Source organism: Streptomyces sp. NPDC059355 (genome assembly GCF_042752335.1).
Taxonomy (GTDB): Bacteria; Actinomycetota; Actinomycetes; order Streptomycetales; family Streptomycetaceae; genus Streptomyces.
The window spans coordinates 25,886-41,786 of the sequence record NZ_JBHYXN010000001.1; the positions used below are offsets into that span (position 1 = coordinate 25,886).

Annotated in this window: 12 protein-coding genes and 1 pseudogene; 1 reads left to right on the forward strand and 12 read right to left on the reverse strand. The window is 72.9% G+C overall.

Annotated elements, in window-relative coordinates:
• Position 1 precedes the first annotated feature (1 nt).
• The 8 genes and pseudogenes from ACFXGI_RS00135 to ACFXGI_RS00170 form a co-directional block, all read right to left on the reverse strand.
• Positions 2–487, reverse strand: a complete 486-nt coding sequence (locus ACFXGI_RS00135; RefSeq protein WP_384700875.1) for a VOC family protein — start codon at positions 485–487, stop codon at positions 2–4.
• A 157-nt stretch (positions 488–644) separates the two neighbouring features.
• Positions 645–4,235 (reverse strand): CDP-glycerol glycerophosphotransferase family protein, encoded by a 3,591-nt coding sequence (locus ACFXGI_RS00140; protein ID WP_384700878.1) that lies wholly within the window; start codon positions 4,233–4,235, stop codon positions 645–647.
• Positions 4,236–4,413: 178 nt separating this feature from the next.
• Complete coding sequence (locus ACFXGI_RS00145; RefSeq protein ID WP_030157853.1) at positions 4,414–4,788, reverse strand: hypothetical protein; 375 nt, start codon at positions 4,786–4,788, stop codon at positions 4,414–4,416.
• Between the two features lie 87 nt (positions 4,789–4,875).
• Positions 4,876–5,322, reverse strand: coding sequence for a roadblock/LC7 domain-containing protein (locus ACFXGI_RS00150; protein ID WP_384700882.1), 447 nt, complete (start codon positions 5,320–5,322; stop codon positions 4,876–4,878).
• Between the two features lie 80 nt (positions 5,323–5,402).
• Positions 5,403–6,194, reverse strand: coding sequence for a transcriptional regulator (locus ACFXGI_RS00155; RefSeq protein WP_384700885.1), 792 nt, complete (start codon positions 6,192–6,194; stop codon positions 5,403–5,405).
• A complete protein-coding gene (locus ACFXGI_RS00160; RefSeq protein WP_384700888.1) occupies positions 6,191–6,610 on the reverse strand; it encodes a hypothetical protein in 420 nt (139 codons plus the stop codon). Before ACFXGI_RS00160 ends, ACFXGI_RS00155 begins: the two co-directional genes overlap by 4 nt.
• Positions 6,611–6,891: 281 nt before the next feature.
• Positions 6,892–7,119, reverse strand: a pseudogene (locus tag ACFXGI_RS00165) (helix-turn-helix domain-containing protein); the annotation flags it as partial.
• Between the two features lie 123 nt (positions 7,120–7,242).
• On the reverse strand, positions 7,243–7,806 hold the full coding sequence (locus tag ACFXGI_RS00170) for a TetR/AcrR family transcriptional regulator (protein ID WP_384700891.1): 564 nt from the start codon (positions 7,804–7,806) through the stop codon (positions 7,243–7,245).
• A gap of 155 nt (positions 7,807–7,961) precedes the next feature.
• On the opposite strand from ACFXGI_RS00170, the gene ACFXGI_RS00175 reads away from it, so the two are divergent.
• Positions 7,962–9,224, forward strand: coding sequence for a helix-turn-helix domain-containing protein (locus ACFXGI_RS00175; RefSeq protein WP_384700894.1), 1,263 nt, complete (start codon positions 7,962–7,964; stop codon positions 9,222–9,224).
• Here the strand turns inward: ACFXGI_RS00175 and ACFXGI_RS00180 are convergent.
• The 4 genes from ACFXGI_RS00180 to ACFXGI_RS00195 all read right to left on the reverse strand — a co-directional run bounded on the left by ACFXGI_RS00180 (position 9,142) and on the right by ACFXGI_RS00195 (position 15,553).
• Complete coding sequence (locus ACFXGI_RS00180; RefSeq protein WP_384700897.1) at positions 9,142–11,082, reverse strand: APC family permease; 1,941 nt, start codon at positions 11,080–11,082, stop codon at positions 9,142–9,144. The two genes, ACFXGI_RS00175 and ACFXGI_RS00180, sit on opposite strands and share 83 nt — an antisense overlap.
• 51 nt (positions 11,083–11,133) lie before the next feature.
• Positions 11,134–12,633, reverse strand: coding sequence for a helix-turn-helix domain-containing protein (locus tag ACFXGI_RS00185; RefSeq protein ID WP_384700900.1), 1,500 nt, complete (start codon positions 12,631–12,633; stop codon positions 11,134–11,136).
• A 204-nt stretch (positions 12,634–12,837) separates the two neighbouring features.
• The gene (locus ACFXGI_RS00190; protein WP_384700903.1) at positions 12,838–13,293 is read right to left on the reverse strand and encodes a (2Fe-2S)-binding protein; all 456 of its coding nucleotides are present in this window, start codon (positions 13,291–13,293) and stop codon (positions 12,838–12,840) included.
• A gap of 28 nt (positions 13,294–13,321) precedes the next feature.
• The gene (locus ACFXGI_RS00195) at positions 13,322–15,553 is read right to left on the reverse strand and encodes a molybdopterin cofactor-binding domain-containing protein (RefSeq protein ID WP_384700906.1); all 2,232 of its coding nucleotides are present in this window, start codon (positions 15,551–15,553) and stop codon (positions 13,322–13,324) included.
• Positions 15,554–15,901: the final 348 nt, after the last annotated feature.

Consider the following 15,901-nt stretch of genomic DNA (forward strand, 5'->3'; position numbering starts at 1 on the left):
ATCAGCCGGCATCGGCCGCCCGGCGCATCTCCGCCACGTCCAGCTTCTTCATCTTCATCATCGCCGCGGTGGCGCGGGTGGCCCGCCCCGGGTCCGGGTCGGTGATCAGGTCGATGGCGCCGGGCGGGATGACCTGCCAGGACACCCCGAACCTGTCCTTGACCCAGCCGCAGGCGGACTCCTGGCCGCCGTCCTTCGTCAGCTCGTCGTAGTAGTAGTCCGACTCCGTCTCCTCGGCGCAGTGGATCTGGAACGAGATCGCCTCGGTGAAGGGGAACTGCGGGCCGCCGTTGAGGCCGATGAACTTCTGGCCGTTGATCTCGAACTCGACGACCATCACATCGCCGGCCCGGCCCGGCCCCGCCTCGTTGTAGTAGCCCGTCCGCCCGATCTTCCCGTCCTTGAAGACGGACACGTAGTACTCGGCGGCGGTCGCCGCGTCGCCGTCGAACCACAGACACGTGGTGAATCCGTTGCTGCTGCTCATGACTGCCTCCAGGTCGGTGCGTGGCGGAGTCCGTGCGCACGCGCGTGCGTGCCGCACCGTCTCGCTCCCCTACAGACATACAGACCGGCCCCGGGCCCGAAATTCATCGGTGGGCCCGGGGCCGGTCGGCAACGCTTCCTGATTGCACTCCAACGGCTTACACCGCGGGCTCGGCCCCCATGGAGAGCATCCGGTCTACCACGCGCTCGGCGGCGCCGCCGTCGTCCAGGTCGCAGAACTCGGCGCGGAACGCGGCCCGGGCCTCCTTGAACTCCGCCCCGACCGCGTCCGCGTTGCGGACGGCCTCGATCAGGCTCGCCGAGTCCGCCAGCAGCGGGCCGGGGGCCTTCGCCTCCAGGTCGAAGTTGAAGCCGCGCAGCGTGGTCCGGTAGTGCTCCAGGTCGTACGTGAAGAGCAGGATCGGCCGGTCGGTGAGCGCGAAGTCGAACAGCGCCGAGGAGTAGTCGGAGATCAGCACATCGGCGACGAGCAGCAGGTCCGTGGCGTCGTGCCAGCGGGACACGTCGACGACGAACCCGTCGCGCACGGTGTCCCGTACCTGCTCGGTGACGTGGTGGTGGCCGCGGACCAGCAGGACGTGGTCCTCGCCGAGCTCGCGCCGCGCCGCGTCCAGGTCGATCTGCAGGTCGAGCTTGTAGCCGCCCGACCAGCCCTCGCGGTTCTCGCGCCAGGTCGGCATGTAGAGGACGACCTTCTTGCCCTCGGGCAGGCCGAGCCGGCGGCGGACCTCGGCGATCCGCTGCGCGTCGGGCTTGACGAGCGCGTCCGTGCGCGGGCTGCCGGACTCGATGACCTCGCCCTGGTAGCCAAGGGCGCGCCCCAGCAGGGGTGTGGCGTACGAGCTCGGGGAGGCGAGCAGCGACCACTGGGCGCTGTCGTGCTCCAGTCCCTCGAGGATCTCGGGGCTCGTGTAGTAGTCGTGGATGAAGTCGTGGCCGATCTCCTTGATCGGCGTCCCGTGCCAGGTCTGGACGACGACCTGGCCGGCGCGGCGCCGGAAGCGCTGCGGCACGCTGTCGTTCACGACGTAGTAGCGGGCCCGGGCCAGGACCTCCCAGGCCTCGGTGCTGTCGTACTGCACGGCGCGGGCGGTCGGGGGGACCTCGGCGCGGCCGTCGCGGACGAGCCAGACGTGGTCCAGCTTCTCGCCGCGGCGCAGCAGCTCCTCGTGGACGGCGCGGGGCGCGTCGCCCGTGCCGTTGCCCTGGTGGGTGTCGTAGACGGCGATGTCCTTGACCGGCAGGGCGCGCTGCGCCGGGTAGGTCTCGTACCGCGTGACGCGCTGGGCGTACCGGGAGCGGTCGTGCGGGCTGAGCAGCGGGTCGGCGACGAGCACCATGCGGTCGTAGAAGCGGGCCTCGACCCGCATCCGGCGGCCCTCGACGGTGATCGCGTGCGGTCCGGCCTGCAGGGCGGTGGGCGCGAACTGCACAGGGGCGCCGCGGTCGACGCCGAGCAGACCCGCGGTGGTGCCGCCCTGGGCGAGCGGACGCAGGGTGGGCCACCAGCGGCCCTTCGGCAGCGTGGTGCGGCCCGCGTAGGACTCGGGGAGGACGGGCTCGAAGGTGGATTCGAAGCGCTCGCCGTCCCGGGTGACCGGGTAGCTGAACTCGGCGCCGTGCGCGTCGTGCAGGACCAGCTCGTACGGCTCGTCGACGGGCGCGACGAACCGGCCCTTGATCGTGAGGGTGCCGTCCTGGCCGGTGACCGAGTCGACGAGCGGCGGCGAGGGCTGCACGGAGAGGGTCAGGTGTCCGGTGTTGCCGCGCTTGGCGAAGAGGGCGCGGTCGGCGCCCCCGCCGGGCAGGGGGACGACCAGGCCGGCGAAGCCGCCGCGCTCGTCGTGCGCGAGGCGGTGCTCGGTGCCGTCAGCGCCGACCACGGTCAGGCTCCACGGCTCGGGGGTCCACTCCCCGGGCTCGCACTCGGCGTCCGGTACGGCGGCCAGCTCTGCCAGCGGTACGCGCACGGTGAACGGGATCCGGCCCGCCCCGCCGGAGCCGCTCGCCGCGGCGGTCTCCACGGGCCAGGTGAGGACGGCTGCGGTGGAGACGTGCTCGGCGCGCAGGGTGGCGCCGGCGCCGATCTCGGCGGCGAGCTCGCCGGACACCTCGACGGCGTCATCGCCCGAGGTGCGGACGTCGAGGGCGCGGGCCCGGACGGTCTCGATCTGGATGGTGAGGGCGCCGGTGGCGTTGGGGACGATGCGGACGTCCGGGGTCACCCAGTGGGCGGGCGGGTTCTGGCCGGTGTCGGACTCGCCGCTCTTGAGGCGGGCGCGGTGCAGGCCGCCGGCGCCGGTGACGGCGATGGAGGTGGTCCATATGCCGTCGGTCCACTTGCCGCCCGACTGGAAGGCGGTGGGGTCGACGACGGCGGTGAAGCCGGCCCAGTCGGCGTGCCGCAGCGCGAGGTGCGCGGCGTTGACGGTGGCCATCGGGGAGGCGACCGTACGGGCGGTGACGACGGTGCGGCGGCGCCTGCCGCCCTCGCGGAAGACGAGCATCTTGCGCGAGCCGAGGCGGCTCTCCGCACCGAGGTGGCCGGGCAGTGCGTAGCCGCGCAGCAGCAGCTTGCCGTCGCTCCAGACGGCCTGCTCGAGGCGGCTGACGACGCGGCGCTCGCGCGGGCCGAGGGTGAGGATCTTGGCGGGGACGGGCGGACGGCCGTGCAGGAACGGGTAGTCGGCCTGCGGGCGGGCCAGCCCCTTGACGGGGACGCTGTACGAGTAGTCGCTCTGGTGCTTCGTGAGGGCGATGAAGTCCTCGACGCGGCCTTCGCGGGCCAGGTACGCCTTGAGGCGGTCGGCGACGGTCAGGTCGGACCAGGGGCCGGTGCCGATCTCGCGGACGAGGCCGCCGACCTCCTTGACGAAGGCGGCGCGGAAGTCGGCGCCGCCCTCCCCGACGTACTTGTAGATGAGCGGGAGTTCCTCGCTCAGCACGTTGTAGTCGTAGTCGCGCAGGTAGCGCGTGTACTTGGCGCCCTCCTTGGCCTTGAGGGCCTCGCGGACCAGGCGGACGGAGGTGACGCGGTCGATCAGGGAGACCGGGTCGGTGGAGCGCTGGGTGATGGAGCGCTCGCCGGTCTCGCGCACGCGCCAGTGGTAGACGCAGTCGCTGATGACGTCGACGCTGGACGCGAAGTAGTGCGCGGGGATGCTGACGGGGGCGTCCTCGTAGAGGATGCCCTCGGGGTACTGGAAGCCGTGCTCGTCCCAGAAGCTGCGCCGGTAGACCTTGTTCCACGCGGTGCGGTCGGTGACCAGCGCCGGGAACTTGGAGATGTGGGTCTTCAGCTGCGTCTTGGCGAAGGCGGCCCGGTGGCCCCAGGACTGCTGCATGCCGACGGAGCGGAAGCGCTTCACGTTGCCGCCGGCGAAGTCCGAGCCGGTCTCGTCGAGGGCGGCGATCAGGCGCTCGTACGCGTAGTCCGGCATCGTGTCGTCACTGTCGACGAAGGCCAGGTACTCGCTGCCCTCGGAGGCGTGGCGGGCACCCACGTTGCGGGCGGCGCCGAGTCCGGCGTTCTCCTGCATGACGACCCGGAAACGCTTGTCCCGCGCCGCGAAGGCCTTGGCGATGACGGCACTGGTGTCGGTGGACCCGTCGTCGACGAGGATGCACTCGAAGTCGGCGAACGTCTGGGCGGCAATGGACTCCAGGCACTCGTCGAGGTAGAGCTCGACGTTGTAGACGGGGACGACGATGCTCAGGCGCGGGGGCATGGGTGGCGGGTTCTCCAGCGTTTCAAGCTATTTCGATGATCAGGTGATGAGAGCATCCTACTCGGTAACAGGATGATAAAGTCCCCCCATCCTGGACATACGCCCCATGCCCCCCGGGGCGGACGGCAAAGAATTCAGCCGCCCGCCACCTCGGCGTCGAGTCCGACCGAACGTCTGCTCAGACTTCGAGCTCCGCTTCGATCTTCGTGAGCTGGTGCCGGGCCATCGCGAGGTTGGCCCGGCCGCGGTCGAGCGCGAGGTAGAGGAAGAACCCCTTGGAGTCGCGGCTCTTCATCAGCCGGATGAGGTGGTACTGGGTGCCGAGGGTGATCAGGATGTCCTCGATCTCGTCCTTCAGGCCGAGCATCTCCATGGTGCGGACCTTGGCGCGGACCACGTCGGTGTTGCCGGCCGCGGCCACCGTGAGGTCGAGGTCCTTGCCTCCGCCGATGGTGCCGAGGGCCATGCCGCTGCCGTAGTCGACCAGGGCCGCGCCGATCGCGCCGTCGATGGTGGCGAGGGTTTCCTTGAGTGCGGTTTCCACGTTGGCCATGAGTGGCTCCTCATTCTTTCTCTGGGTTTGTGACGGATTTCAGGTGGTTTTCTGGCATTTGCACATTTCACGCCCGGTCTGCACCGACTACGCCTGGTCCGTACGGACATGGACGTGCGGGATCTCGGGGCCGCGGCGCCCGAGGACCTGGTCGATGAGCTCGGCGATGCGCAGGCTGGAGCGACGGGCCTCCAGGTGGAGCCGGCCGACGTTGACGCGCGGCTCCGCGATCAGGGTGAGGACGGCGGCGTCCCCCGCCGCGTAGGTGGCGACGTATCCGTGCTCGCCACGTATGAGCAGTTCACGGAATCCGCCCTGGCCGGTGCAGTCGCTGAGCCGCTGGGCCACGCCGAGGGCGGCCGCGGTCAGTGCCGCGACGGACTCCACCTCGGTGGCCGCGCTGTCCTGCGCGAGGACCAGGCCGTCGGCGCTGCCGGCGAGGGCGCCGGTGAGCTGGGGGACCCGGGCGCGCAGCCTGCGGAGCTCGGCGAGTATGTCCGCTTCGGCCTCGGGGGGCACCATCACCGTGCTCATGTCGGCCTTTCTCCTCTCTGGCTGCCTCCGCTCGGGGCGGTCGGCGCGCTCTGAGCGCAGAGCCGGTCGCAGCGGGAGCCTCACAGGCTTGCCTCCAGTGCGTCGCGTAACCGGCGGAGCAGCGCCACGTCCGGGGATTGGGTCTGGGTGATCCAGTCGGGCAGGGGTGTTTCGACCGGTGCGAGGACCGGAGCGTGCGGGGTCTCGACGAGCCCTGCCGCCGCGAGGCGCCGTACGTCGAGCAGCGTGTGGAAGGCCGGACGGCCCAGCACCCACGCGAGGTCCGCGGGGGTCCGCACCCCGTCCGCCCGGGCCAGCAGGAGGCGCTGGCGGGCGGTGACGGTCTGGCCGGGGGCGGCGATCCGGGGCACCACGGGCGAGGTGTCCAGCAGCGGGTACGGCCACACGGCGTCGAGCAGTTCCCGCCGGCGCCGGGTCTCCCGCTCGACGGCGGCGGCCGGGACGGAGCGGACGGAGCCGATCCAGTGGGTGGCCCCGCGGCGGAACCGGGAGGGGCCGGTGCCCGGGGAGAGGGCGAAGAAGGCGGCGTCGAAGATGGCGGCGAGGTGGCAGATCTCCAGTTCGCCGCCGGCCAGGCCCCCGCTGTCCACGAGGAAGCGGGCGACCTGGCGGCGGGCGCCGGCCCGGTCCACGGCCTCGCGCCAGCGCTCCGGCGCGAGGCCGCCGCCGGTGGTGAGGAGGACGTCGAGTCCGGGGGTGGCCGGGCTCTCGGCATGCACGATGCGGCCGTCCTCGAGGAAGAGGGTGCCGCGGTCGCGGAGCAGGGCGCCGGTGGCGCGTTCGGCGGCGAGCCGGGTCAGGAGGGGGGAGACGGCGACGGCGGCGAGGCCGCTGATCTGGGCGGCGGTCATCTGAGGACCAGCCCCTCGGCGAGGATGCGGAGTCTGTGCCGGGCGAGGGCGAGGTTGCCGTCGGTCCGGTCCAGCCACAGGTGGAGGAAGACGCTGCTGTCGAAGCTGGTCTCGACGAAGCGCAGGACGTGGTAGCCGGTGCGGGTGGTGACGATCAGGTCCTCCACCGGGAGGCCCGGCCCCGTCTCGCCCGCGGCTCCGCCCGATGCGGAATCCGGTGCCGGCTGGGCGAAGGACTCGTACTCGGCGGCAGCCCGCGCCAACTCGGCGGTCTCGGCGGCGGTGGTCTCGTGGTCTCCGACCGGCGAGTCCCCGGCGGTGCCGAGGGCCAGTCCGCTGCTCCAGTCGACCAGCGCGGCCCCCCGCGCACCAGGCAGGGCCATGGCTTCGAGCAGGCATTCGTCGATCCCGGGCACGCGGGCTCCCCTCCCGGCCAGACGTGCGAGGTGCACGGTCTACGGCGCGACAGGAGGGAACTTACTCACGTTCCCCTGTGCGGAAGGGGCTTCTGGCATTTTCCGCGGGAACATGCACAGAACCACGCGGCTGCTTGGCCGGAACGCGTCGACTTCTGATCACGAATGTTGATCACGGCCGTCGGTCACGCAAGAGGGCGCGTGCGGCTCACGGGGCGCGCGGGTCTCACCAGGGTCTCAACAGGGGGGCGGCCAGGGGCTCACGAAGCAAGCGGAAGGTGCTCCGCGAGCCGGAAGGCGCCTCCCTCGCGCTCGACGTACCCCTCGTGGCTGAGGGTGCGCAGCAGGTGGTAGACCGTGGGCAGCGGAATCCCGGTGAGCCGCGCGAGGCGTTTCGCCGTCGCCCCGTCCTCGGCGTACATCGCCTCCAGCAGGCGCAGCGCCCGCTGCACGGATCCGATCAGGGTGGGTGCGCTCTCGCTGTCCTTCTGACCGCCGTCGGTGACCATGAATACTCCCCCTGCTCCGGTACGAGTCCTGGCACCCCCATGAAAGTCGCTCGCGGCCCGCAATCCCAGCTGACTCGCGCACATCCGGACATAAGATCACCACGCCCCGGCCGCGCCCCTGCGTCAGCCGGGATTCCGCGTGCCGAGGAGGCGCTCGGCCATCGCTTCGATCAGGTCGGCCGGCGGGTACGGTTCGAGGAGGGCCGGGACGGTGAGGTCGTCGACGATCAGGCCCAGCATCGCCAGGTAGAGCAGCACCACGCCCCGGCGGTCGCCCGGCAGGCCGGCGTCCAGGTGCCAGGCGACGTTCGCCTCCAGTTCGGCTCCCTGGAACGCGGCCAGCTCCGCCTGGAGTTCGGGGCGCCGGATGCCCTCCAGACGCAGCTCCAGCATCGCGATGTGCACGCTGCGCTCGCGGCGCATCCGCTCCAGGAGCCGCATGAGCAGCACCTTGGTGTCGAGCGGGCCGGTCAGGTCCGCCGGGTCGGGGATCAGCCGCTCCCGGGTGCGGTGCAGGATCTGCACGAGCAGCTGGGCCCGGTTGGCGAAGTAGTTCGACGCGGTGCCCGTCGGTACGCCCGCCTCCGCGTCCACCGCACGCAGGGTCAGGCCCCGCGAGCCCTCGCGGGCCAGGACTTCGATCGCGGCGTCGAGGAGTGCGGCTCGGCGCTCCGGGTTCTGGCGCATGGGCGGTTCCCTGACGGTGATGGCGGGGGCGGCGGGTCGGTGGTGCGCGGGCGCGGCGCGTGGCCACTTCACACGCGGTGATTCGGACACGCTAGCGGACCCGGCTCGGTCCCGGCCCTCCCCACCGGCCCCTCACCCGTGTCACGCTGCCCGTCATGGAGCGGATCATCGAGGAGATACGAGAGGACCTGTCCCGCCGGATCACCGTGACGGCGGACCGGCTCGCCGAGCGGACGCTGGCCGAGGACCCGGCGTACGCCGCCCTGCTCGGCCGGGCCGAGCTGCGCGAGCGGATCCGCCTCGGCCTGCGGCAGTGCGTCGAGGGTCTGGACCGCGGCATCCGCGGGCTGCCCGTGGAGCTCGACGACGCCCGCGCCACCGGCGCGCTCCTGGCCGAACAGGGTCTGCCGCTCGCCTCGCTGCTGCGCACCTACCGGCGCGGCGGCCGCATGGTCTGGCAGACCCTGGGCGAGGCGGTGGCCGCGCACGATCCGGCGGCGCTGCCCCGGCTGCTGCCGGCCGCGGCCGTGCTGTGGGACGTACTGGACCGGCTGACGGACGCGGTGGCCGACGCGTACCGCCGCGCGGAGACCGCCGACTCCGAGCGCGACCGGGAGCAGCGGGCGGCCCTGCTGGACGCGCTGCTCGACGGCGCGGGGCCGCCGGAAGGGCCCGCGGCCCGGCTCGGTCTTCCCGAACGCGGCCGCTTCGCCGTCGTCGTGCTCGCTCCGGGTGCTCCGGGCGCGCCGGCCGGCGCGGGCTCCGAGCCCGCGCCGGCCGGACCCCCCGAGGCGGCCGGCCCGCGCGTGCTGTGGCGGATCCGCGCCGACGGGGAGACCGGTCTGGTGGAGCTGGGCCACCATCCCCTGGGGTCCGTACGGGAGCTGCTCGGCCCGCTCGGCGCCCGGGCCGGGGTCAGCCCGGTCGTGGAGAGCCCCGCGGACCTGGCCCGGGCGCACCGGCTGGCCGCGCTCGCGCTGCGTACCGCCCCCGCGTCCGGCGGTCCGTGCACCGCCCTGCTCGACGAGCGGCTGCCCACCGCGCTGGTCGCCTCCCAGGCCGAACTCGCGGGCCGGCTGCGGCAAGTGGTGCTCGGCCCGGTGCTGGCGCTGCCCGCCGAGGACCGCCGGGTGCTGCTGACCACGCTGGGCACCTGGCTGACCTGCCATGGGTCGACGACGTACGCCGCCCAGCGGCTGTACTGCCACCGCAACACCGTCTCGAACCGGCTGCGCCGCCTGGAGAGGCTGACCGGCCGCTCGCTCTCCGACCCGGCGCACGTGGTGGAGCTGGCACTGGCCCATGCGGCCGTCCTCCAGCGCGTGAACGACCCGGCTACCGCGCCGGCTCCGCAGGCTCCGCCGGCCGGGCCGACTCCAGCAGGTACGGTACGTCGATCACCGCGACCCCCGGCATGAACAGGAGCCTCGCCTTCAGCCGGAACGCGTTCTGGTTGTGCAGGGGCTGCTCCCACCAGTGCCCCACCACGTACTCGGGGATCACCACGGACAGCATGTCCGTGCCCTCGGCGGCGGCCAGCTCCTGCACGTGCGCGAGCACCGGCCCGACGACCTCGCGGTACGGGGAGTGCAGGATCTTCAGCGGTACGCCCGGGTCGTGCTCCGCCCAGGCCTCGCGCAGCCGCCGCGCCTCCTCCTCGTCGGCGGCGACCGTGACGGCGGTCAGGGTGTCCGGCCGCAGGGCCTGTGCGTAGCCGAGTGCCTTCAGCGTCGGGGCGTGCACGTTGGCGACGAGCACGAGCACGTGGTGGCGGGAGGGTTTGCGCGGTTTGATCCCGGGGGCGACGGTGACCTGGGCCGAGACCCGGTCGTAGTGCCGGCGGACCCCCTTCATGCCGAAGAAGAGCAGGGGCATCGCGATGACGACGAGCCAGGCGCCGTGCGTGAACTTGGTGAGCAGGACGATGACCAGGACCACGGCGGTCAGGGTGGCGCCGACCGCATTGATCGCCAGCCGGCGGTGGATGTGGATCCGCTCCGCCTTGGGCGTGGCCCGGGAGGCGAGCTCGCGGCGCCAGTGCCGGACCATGCCCGCCTGGGAGAGGGTGAAGGAGACGAAGACGCCGATGATGTAGAGCTGGATGAGGCGGGTCAGCTGGGCGTCGAAGGCGACGATGAGGGCGACGGCCACGAGCGCGAGCAGCACGATGCCGTTGGAGTAGACGAGCCGGTCGCCGCGGTTGAAGAGCTGGCGCGGCGCGTACCGGTCCCTGGCGAGGATCGAGGCGAGCATCGGGAAGCCGTTGAAGGCGGTGTTCGCGGCGAGGATCAGCACGCCGGCGGTGACGGCCTGGAGCAGGTAGAAGAGGAAGTGCCAGCTCCCGAAGGTGGCACGGCCGATCTGGGCGAGCGCCGTGGACATCGGGGTACCCGGGGGCAGGCCCAGTTCCGTCGGGTCGGCGGCGACGTGCACCTCGTAGACCATGGCCAGGATGGTGATGCCGAGGAACATGGTCACCGACAGGACGCCCATCGCGGCCAGGGTGTTGGCGGCGTTGCGGCTCTTGGGCTTCCGGAAGGCGGGGACTCCGTTGCTGATCGCCTCGACACCGGTGAGCGCCGTACAGCCGGAGGCGAAGGCGCGCATCGCGAGGAGCACCAGGCCCAGGCCGGTGAAGGTGCCCTCCGCGGTGATCGGGAGGTCGGCGGACTCGGCGCGGATGGTGTCACCGGTCGCGAGCCGGACGGCCGCCACGGCGAACATGACGTAGATGACGAGAACGAACCCGTAGGTCGGGATGGCGAAGATGCGGCCCGACTCCCGTACGCCGCGCAGGTTCATCAAGACCAACAGCGCCACGAACCCCACCGACAGGCCGACTTCGTGGTCGCTGAGGGAGGGGATCGCGGAGGTGATGGCGTCCACGCCGGAGACCACGGAGACGGCGACGGTCATGACGTAGTCGACGAGCAGCGCGCTGGCGGCCGTGAGGGCGGCGGTCTGGCCGAGGTTCTCGGAGCTGACGATGTACGCACCGCCGCCGCCGGGATAGGCGTAACAGGTCTGCCGGTAGGAGGCGACGACCACGATCATCAGGAAGACGATGGCGGCGGCCGCGTACCAGGCGAGGTGGAGCAGCGCGACGCCGCCGAGGGCGAGGATCAGCAGGATCTCCTCGGTGGCGTAGGCCACGGAGGAGAGCGGGTCGCTGCAGAAGATCGGCAGCGCGAGCCGTTTGGGCAGCAGGGTCTCGCCCAGTCGTGCGGTGTCGAGCGGTTCACCCACCAGCACGCGCTTCAGATTGATACGCCTCATCCCGGCATGATCGTGCATATTTCATGCAGTTTGACCCTTATCGGGACTGTGTCATGCCGCGGGCCCGGCGAGCCCTGCCAGTTCCTCGGCCCGGTGGGCCAGCCACAGGTCGTGGCGGGCGCTCGGCGACTGGAGCAGCGAGCGCTCCAACAGGGCCTCGATCCGGGTCAGCCGCTTGCGCGCGCCCGGAACGGAGATGCCGAGCGCGGCCGCCGCCGGGACCAGGTGCGCGTCGTGCCGCAGCCAGGCCCGTACGGTCTCGCGGGCGCCGGGCGGGGCCTCGCGCCCGGTCAGCGGCGCCAGATGCGCACGGGCCCAGGCCGCCAGGTCGGGGTGGCGCAGTACGCCGTCCAGATCGGCGGGAGCGCCTGCGGCCCCGAAACCCGGGGATGCGTCCGGGGAAACGCCCGGCCCGCCCGGGGTCAGCCGCAGCGCGAACGAGAGCTCCGCCTGCTCGGGCAGCCGCGCGAGGTCCGTGCCGAGCACCGACTCGATCAGGCGCAGCCGCATGGCCAGGGTGTTGCGGTGGATCTTCAGCAGCCGCGTGGCGTGCGGGCCGAAGTTCAGCCACGCGTGGGCCGTGGCCCGCAGTTCCTGTGCGCCGGGGTCCTGGGGGCGCCGGGGCTCGTACGTGTGCAGGGGCGCGAGCAGCGCCCGGGCCCAGCCGGTCCCCGCCGCGTGCGCGGCCAGCTCCGGCTCGGGCCCGGGACCGAAGCGGGCGTGCCGCCCGGCGCGGCCGCGGGCCACGGCCAGGGCGTGGAAGGCCTGGGTGTACGCGGCCGGGGCCTCGCGGAGCCACAGGTGCCCGCTGACCCCGACCACGCAGTCCCGGGCCACGCCCACCAGCGCCTGGGACAGCGGGTCGTGCTCGGCGGAGGTCGCCGCGAGGGCGGCCGGGACCAAGGCGATGAGGTGGCGTACGTACACCGGGCAGCGCACGGTCCAGGCCCGGCCGCCCGTCAGCTCCTCGCAGAGCCGGGCCACCTCGCCCCGCTGCCCGGACCGGCATTCCACGACGTACATCCGCAGCGGATCGGGCAGCGGGGGGACGAGCGCGTCGGCGATCTGGTGGGCGGTGGAGAGCCGGCCGTTCATCAGCAGGTGCAGGACGGCCTCGCGGGCCCGCTCTTCGGCGATCCCGGCCCTCTCCTCGCGCCGCTCGGCCTCCTCGGCGCGCAGGACGAGGGCCAGCACGGCGGCGGAGTCCGCGAGCAGCACGGGCGCCCCCGGGTGGTGCGGGAGGTCGACCAGGGAGGCCAGCGCGCGGCCCCCGTCCAGCGCGAACAGCAGTGCGGCCGTGCGCTCGCCGTGCAGGACGGCCGAGCGCGCGCCCCGGGCCCGCAGCTCCGCGGCTCCGCGGACGGCGAGCTCGGGAGCCGCACCCGATGCGCCGTCCTCCACCACACCGGTCCAGCCGCCCAGCCGCGCGGCGAGCCACTCCAACAGGGCGGCCGAGCCGCCGGAGTGGGCGATCCGGTGCACCTTGAGGATGTCCTCGGACCGGTCGCGGGACCGCTGCGCGGGCATTCGCGGGAGGGGGAGGTGGGACATGGGGTGCTCCCTTCGGTCCGGCCACCCGGATCGGTCCGGCCACCCGGATGGTCACTGTGCCCGCCGATACCCGTACCGCCCGGTCACTGTGCACGGCGGACCCTGCGAACCCGCCGCCGACCGCCTAGGTTCGACTCCAGCGGTCGGGCCCCGGGACCGACGGGGGAGTCCCCGGGGCCCCTCGCGCTCTCGGTTCCGCAGCGCTCACATCCGGGCGGCCGCGCTGCGGATGGCCTCCCGGATGCGGAAGTAGGTGCCGCAGCGGCAGATGTTGGCGATCGCGTCGATGTCCTCGTCCGTGGGCGTACCGGTGCGCTTGAGCAGCGCGACGGCGGCCATGATCTGGCCGGGCTGGCAGAACCCGCACTGGGCGACGTCCTGTTCGAGCCAGGCCTCCTGCACGGGGTGCAGGACGTCCCCGTCCGCCAGCCCCTCGATGGTGGTCACCGTCCTGCCGGCGCACGCGGAGACGGGCACCACGCACGGGCGGACGTCCACCCCGTCGAGATGGCTGGTGCAGGCCTTGCAGACGTCCACGCCGCAGCCGTACTTGGGGCCGCGGACGCCCAGCATGTCGCGGAGCACCCACAGCAGGGGCAGATCGTCGGGCGCGTCCACGGTGACGCTCTGCCCGTTGACGGTGAAGGTGTGCGAGGGCACGGCGGACTCTCCTGAACTGGGCCGGCGGCTAGCGGGGGTACGGGGTGAAGTCGACGTCGAAGTCGAGGGGGAAGCTGCGCGGCTTGGCACCGGTGGCCCTGGCCCAGGCGTTGGCGATCGCGCCGACCGCCGCCGGGACGCCGAGCTCGCCCGCGCCACCGGGCTCCTCCCCGGTCGCCGGCAGTACGAAGACCCGTACGTCCTGCGGGGTGTCGCGCTGACGCGCCCAGTGGAACTGGCTGTAACTGCCTTCCAGCGGCAGCCCCTTGTCCAGGTGCAGCCCGGCCTTCAGCGTGGTGGAGATCGCGTCGGTGAGGCCGCCGATCATCTGGGCCTCCAGTCCGCGCGGGTTGACGGGCAGGCCCACGTCCACCGCGATCACGGCCTTGGTGACGCGGACGTGCTCCGGGTCGCGGGCGTCGATCTCGACCAGGCAAGCCGTACGGGACTTGTACTCCTCGTGGAAGGCGATGCCCTGCGCGCAGCCCGTCGGCATCGGCCGTCCCCACTCCCCCTCCGTCGCCGCCTTGTCCAGCACGGCGCGCTGGGCGTCGGTCTTCAGGAAGGTGCGCCGGAACCGGTACGGGTCCTTGCCGGTCCGCGCGGCGAGTTCGTCCACCACGATCTCCTCGGCGCCCCGGGTGTTGGCGGAGTACACCGAGCGCCAGGACCCCGTCGGGATGCCGGTGGGCACCTCGCTCAGCCCGTGGGTGGTGAGTCCGAAGTGGTAGGGGGACTTGATCGTCGTGTGGAACAGGGTCTGCGCGAGGGTGGCGTTGCCGATGCCGAGCGGCAGGCTGGCGGCGGTGGCGGTGATGATCTCGCCGAGCCCGTGCCGGAAGTCGGTCTCGGCGGCGGCCACCCGGTGCTCGAACGAGAGCACCTCGCCCAGCAGATGCGTGGCGCGGATCTTGTGGTGCGTGGCGGGGCGCATCCGGCCGTGCCGGGTGTCGTCGACGCGGGTCCACATCAGCCGGACGGGACGGCGGCAGGCCTTCGACACCCGGGCGGCCTCCAGGGCGGCGTCGAAGAAGAGCCTCCGCCCGAAGGAGCCGCCGGCCTGGACCACGTGCACGGTCACCTTGTCGAGCGGCAGGCCGAGGTCGGCGGCGATGGTCTCGCGGGCCACGATCGGGGACTTGAGCCCGGACCAGATCTCGGCGCGGTCCTCCCGTACGTCGGCCACGGCGGAGTTGGTCTCCATGGGCGCGTGGCTGACGAAGGCGAAGTCGAACTCCGCGTCCACGTACGGGGTGAGCAGCGGCGGTACCAGCAGCGGCGGGGTGGCGGCGCGCAGCTTGGCCCGGATCTGCTCGTCGGAGAGCTGGTCGGCGGGGCCGGGACCCCAGGTGACCTGGAGAGCGGCCTTGGCGTCGAGGGCCTGGCCGAAGGTCTCGGCGACGACGGCGACCCCGGTCGGGACGGTGACCACGTGCAGTACGCCGGGCATGGCCCGGACCGCGGCGAGGTTGGCGACGCCCTTGACGCTGCCGCCGAGGCTGGGCGGGCGGCGCACCACGCAGGGCTTGGCGCCGGGCACGTCGAGGTCGAGGGTGTACTGCTGGGCGCCGGTCACCATGGCGCGGGCGTCGATCCGGCCGGTGGGCTTGCCCACCAGGGAGTGCTTCGCCGCCTTCTTCGGGGTGGCGCCGAGGACGATCAGGGCGGGGTCGGCGGCGGCCGCGGCGAGGCCCCCGTACGCGGCGGTTCGGCCGTCGGGGGCCCGTACGACGCCGCTCGCGGTGGTCAGCGAGGAGGCGGAGAGGTTCCAGCCGCGGGCGGCCGCGGCGACGAGGCGGGCCCGGGCGGTGGCGGCGGTCTGCCGGACCGGCCCGTAGAGGGAGCGGATGGAGTTGGAACTGCCGGTGAGCTGGTTGAACAGCAGCTCCGGCCGCGCGTCGTCCAGTTCCACGCGGACGGCGGCCAGCGGCGCGTCGAGCTCCTCCGCGACGAGCATGGCGACGGCGGTGGTGAGGCCTTGGCCGACCTCCTCGCGCGGCAGCCGGAAGCGGATGGTCCCGTCCGCCTCCACGGAGAGCGCCAGCAGGGCGGAGGTGGGCGCGCCGGCCAGGATGAACAGGTCGCCGAGGTCCACCAGATCGGCCGGGGCGGGCAGGCTCGGGACCACGGCATGGGCGGCCTGCGGGGCGAGGGCGTCGGCCCCGGCCCGGGTGACGAGGGCGAGCGTCGGCGCCGCGACGAGGTGCGTGAGGAAGGAGCGGCGGCTCCGCCCGGCCGTCTGGGGGCTCTGCCCGGTCATGTCATGTGTCCCCACCCTGCGCGGATCCGCGTGCGCGGACCCTCCCCGGCTCGTTACCGACACGTAGCGTAGCGATCACGCGATGAGCTGGGAAGCGGGGTGCCGTCCAGGCCGCGCACGGGCGGGGTCCTTCGTTCGGGGGGTATCCCCGCGGGGGTGCCGGTCCGGCTCCTGTACGAGTTCCGCGGCCCGAGGGTGTCGTACGCCTCGCCCGTACGATCGATCCGGTCCCTCCACAGAGCCGGTTTCCGGCCGCGGGGGGCCGGCGGGCGGAGAGGCGGCCGTACGCGCCGACGCCACGTCGGGCATCCGGAGACCGCCGAAAGAGCGCCGGAAGGGGTGACCGGA

Bases quoted from the DNA above. Each gene is read 5' to 3' on its own strand.
- ACFXGI_RS00155 (WP_384700885.1), bottom strand. From the start codon at position 6,194: ATGACCGCCGCCCAGATCAGCGGCCTCGCCGCCGTCGCCGTCTCCCCC.
- ACFXGI_RS00185 (WP_384700900.1), bottom strand. From the start codon at position 12,633: ATGTCCCACCTCCCCCTCCCGCGAATGCCCGCGCAGCGGTCCCGCGAC.
- ACFXGI_RS00175 (WP_384700894.1), top strand. From the start codon at position 7,962: ATGGAGCGGATCATCGAGGAGATACGAGAGGACCTGTCCCGCCGGATC.
- ACFXGI_RS00145 (WP_030157853.1), bottom strand. From the start codon at position 4,788: ATGGCCAACGTGGAAACCGCACTCAAGGAAACCCTCGCCACCATCGAC.
- ACFXGI_RS00195 (WP_384700906.1), bottom strand. From the start codon at position 15,553: ATGACCGGGCAGAGCCCCCAGACGGCCGGGCGGAGCCGCCGCTCCTTC.
- ACFXGI_RS00170 (WP_384700891.1), bottom strand. From the start codon at position 7,806: ATGCGCCAGAACCCGGAGCGCCGAGCCGCACTCCTCGACGCCGCGATC.
- ACFXGI_RS00135 (WP_384700875.1), bottom strand. From the start codon at position 487: ATGAGCAGCAGCAACGGATTCACCACGTGTCTGTGGTTCGACGGCGAC.
- ACFXGI_RS00150 (WP_384700882.1), bottom strand. From the start codon at position 5,322: ATGAGCACGGTGATGGTGCCCCCCGAGGCCGAAGCGGACATACTCGCC.
- ACFXGI_RS00140 (WP_384700878.1), bottom strand. From the start codon at position 4,235: ATGCCCCCGCGCCTGAGCATCGTCGTCCCCGTCTACAACGTCGAGCTC.
- ACFXGI_RS00180 (WP_384700897.1), bottom strand. From the start codon at position 11,082: ATGAGGCGTATCAATCTGAAGCGCGTGCTGGTGGGTGAACCGCTCGAC.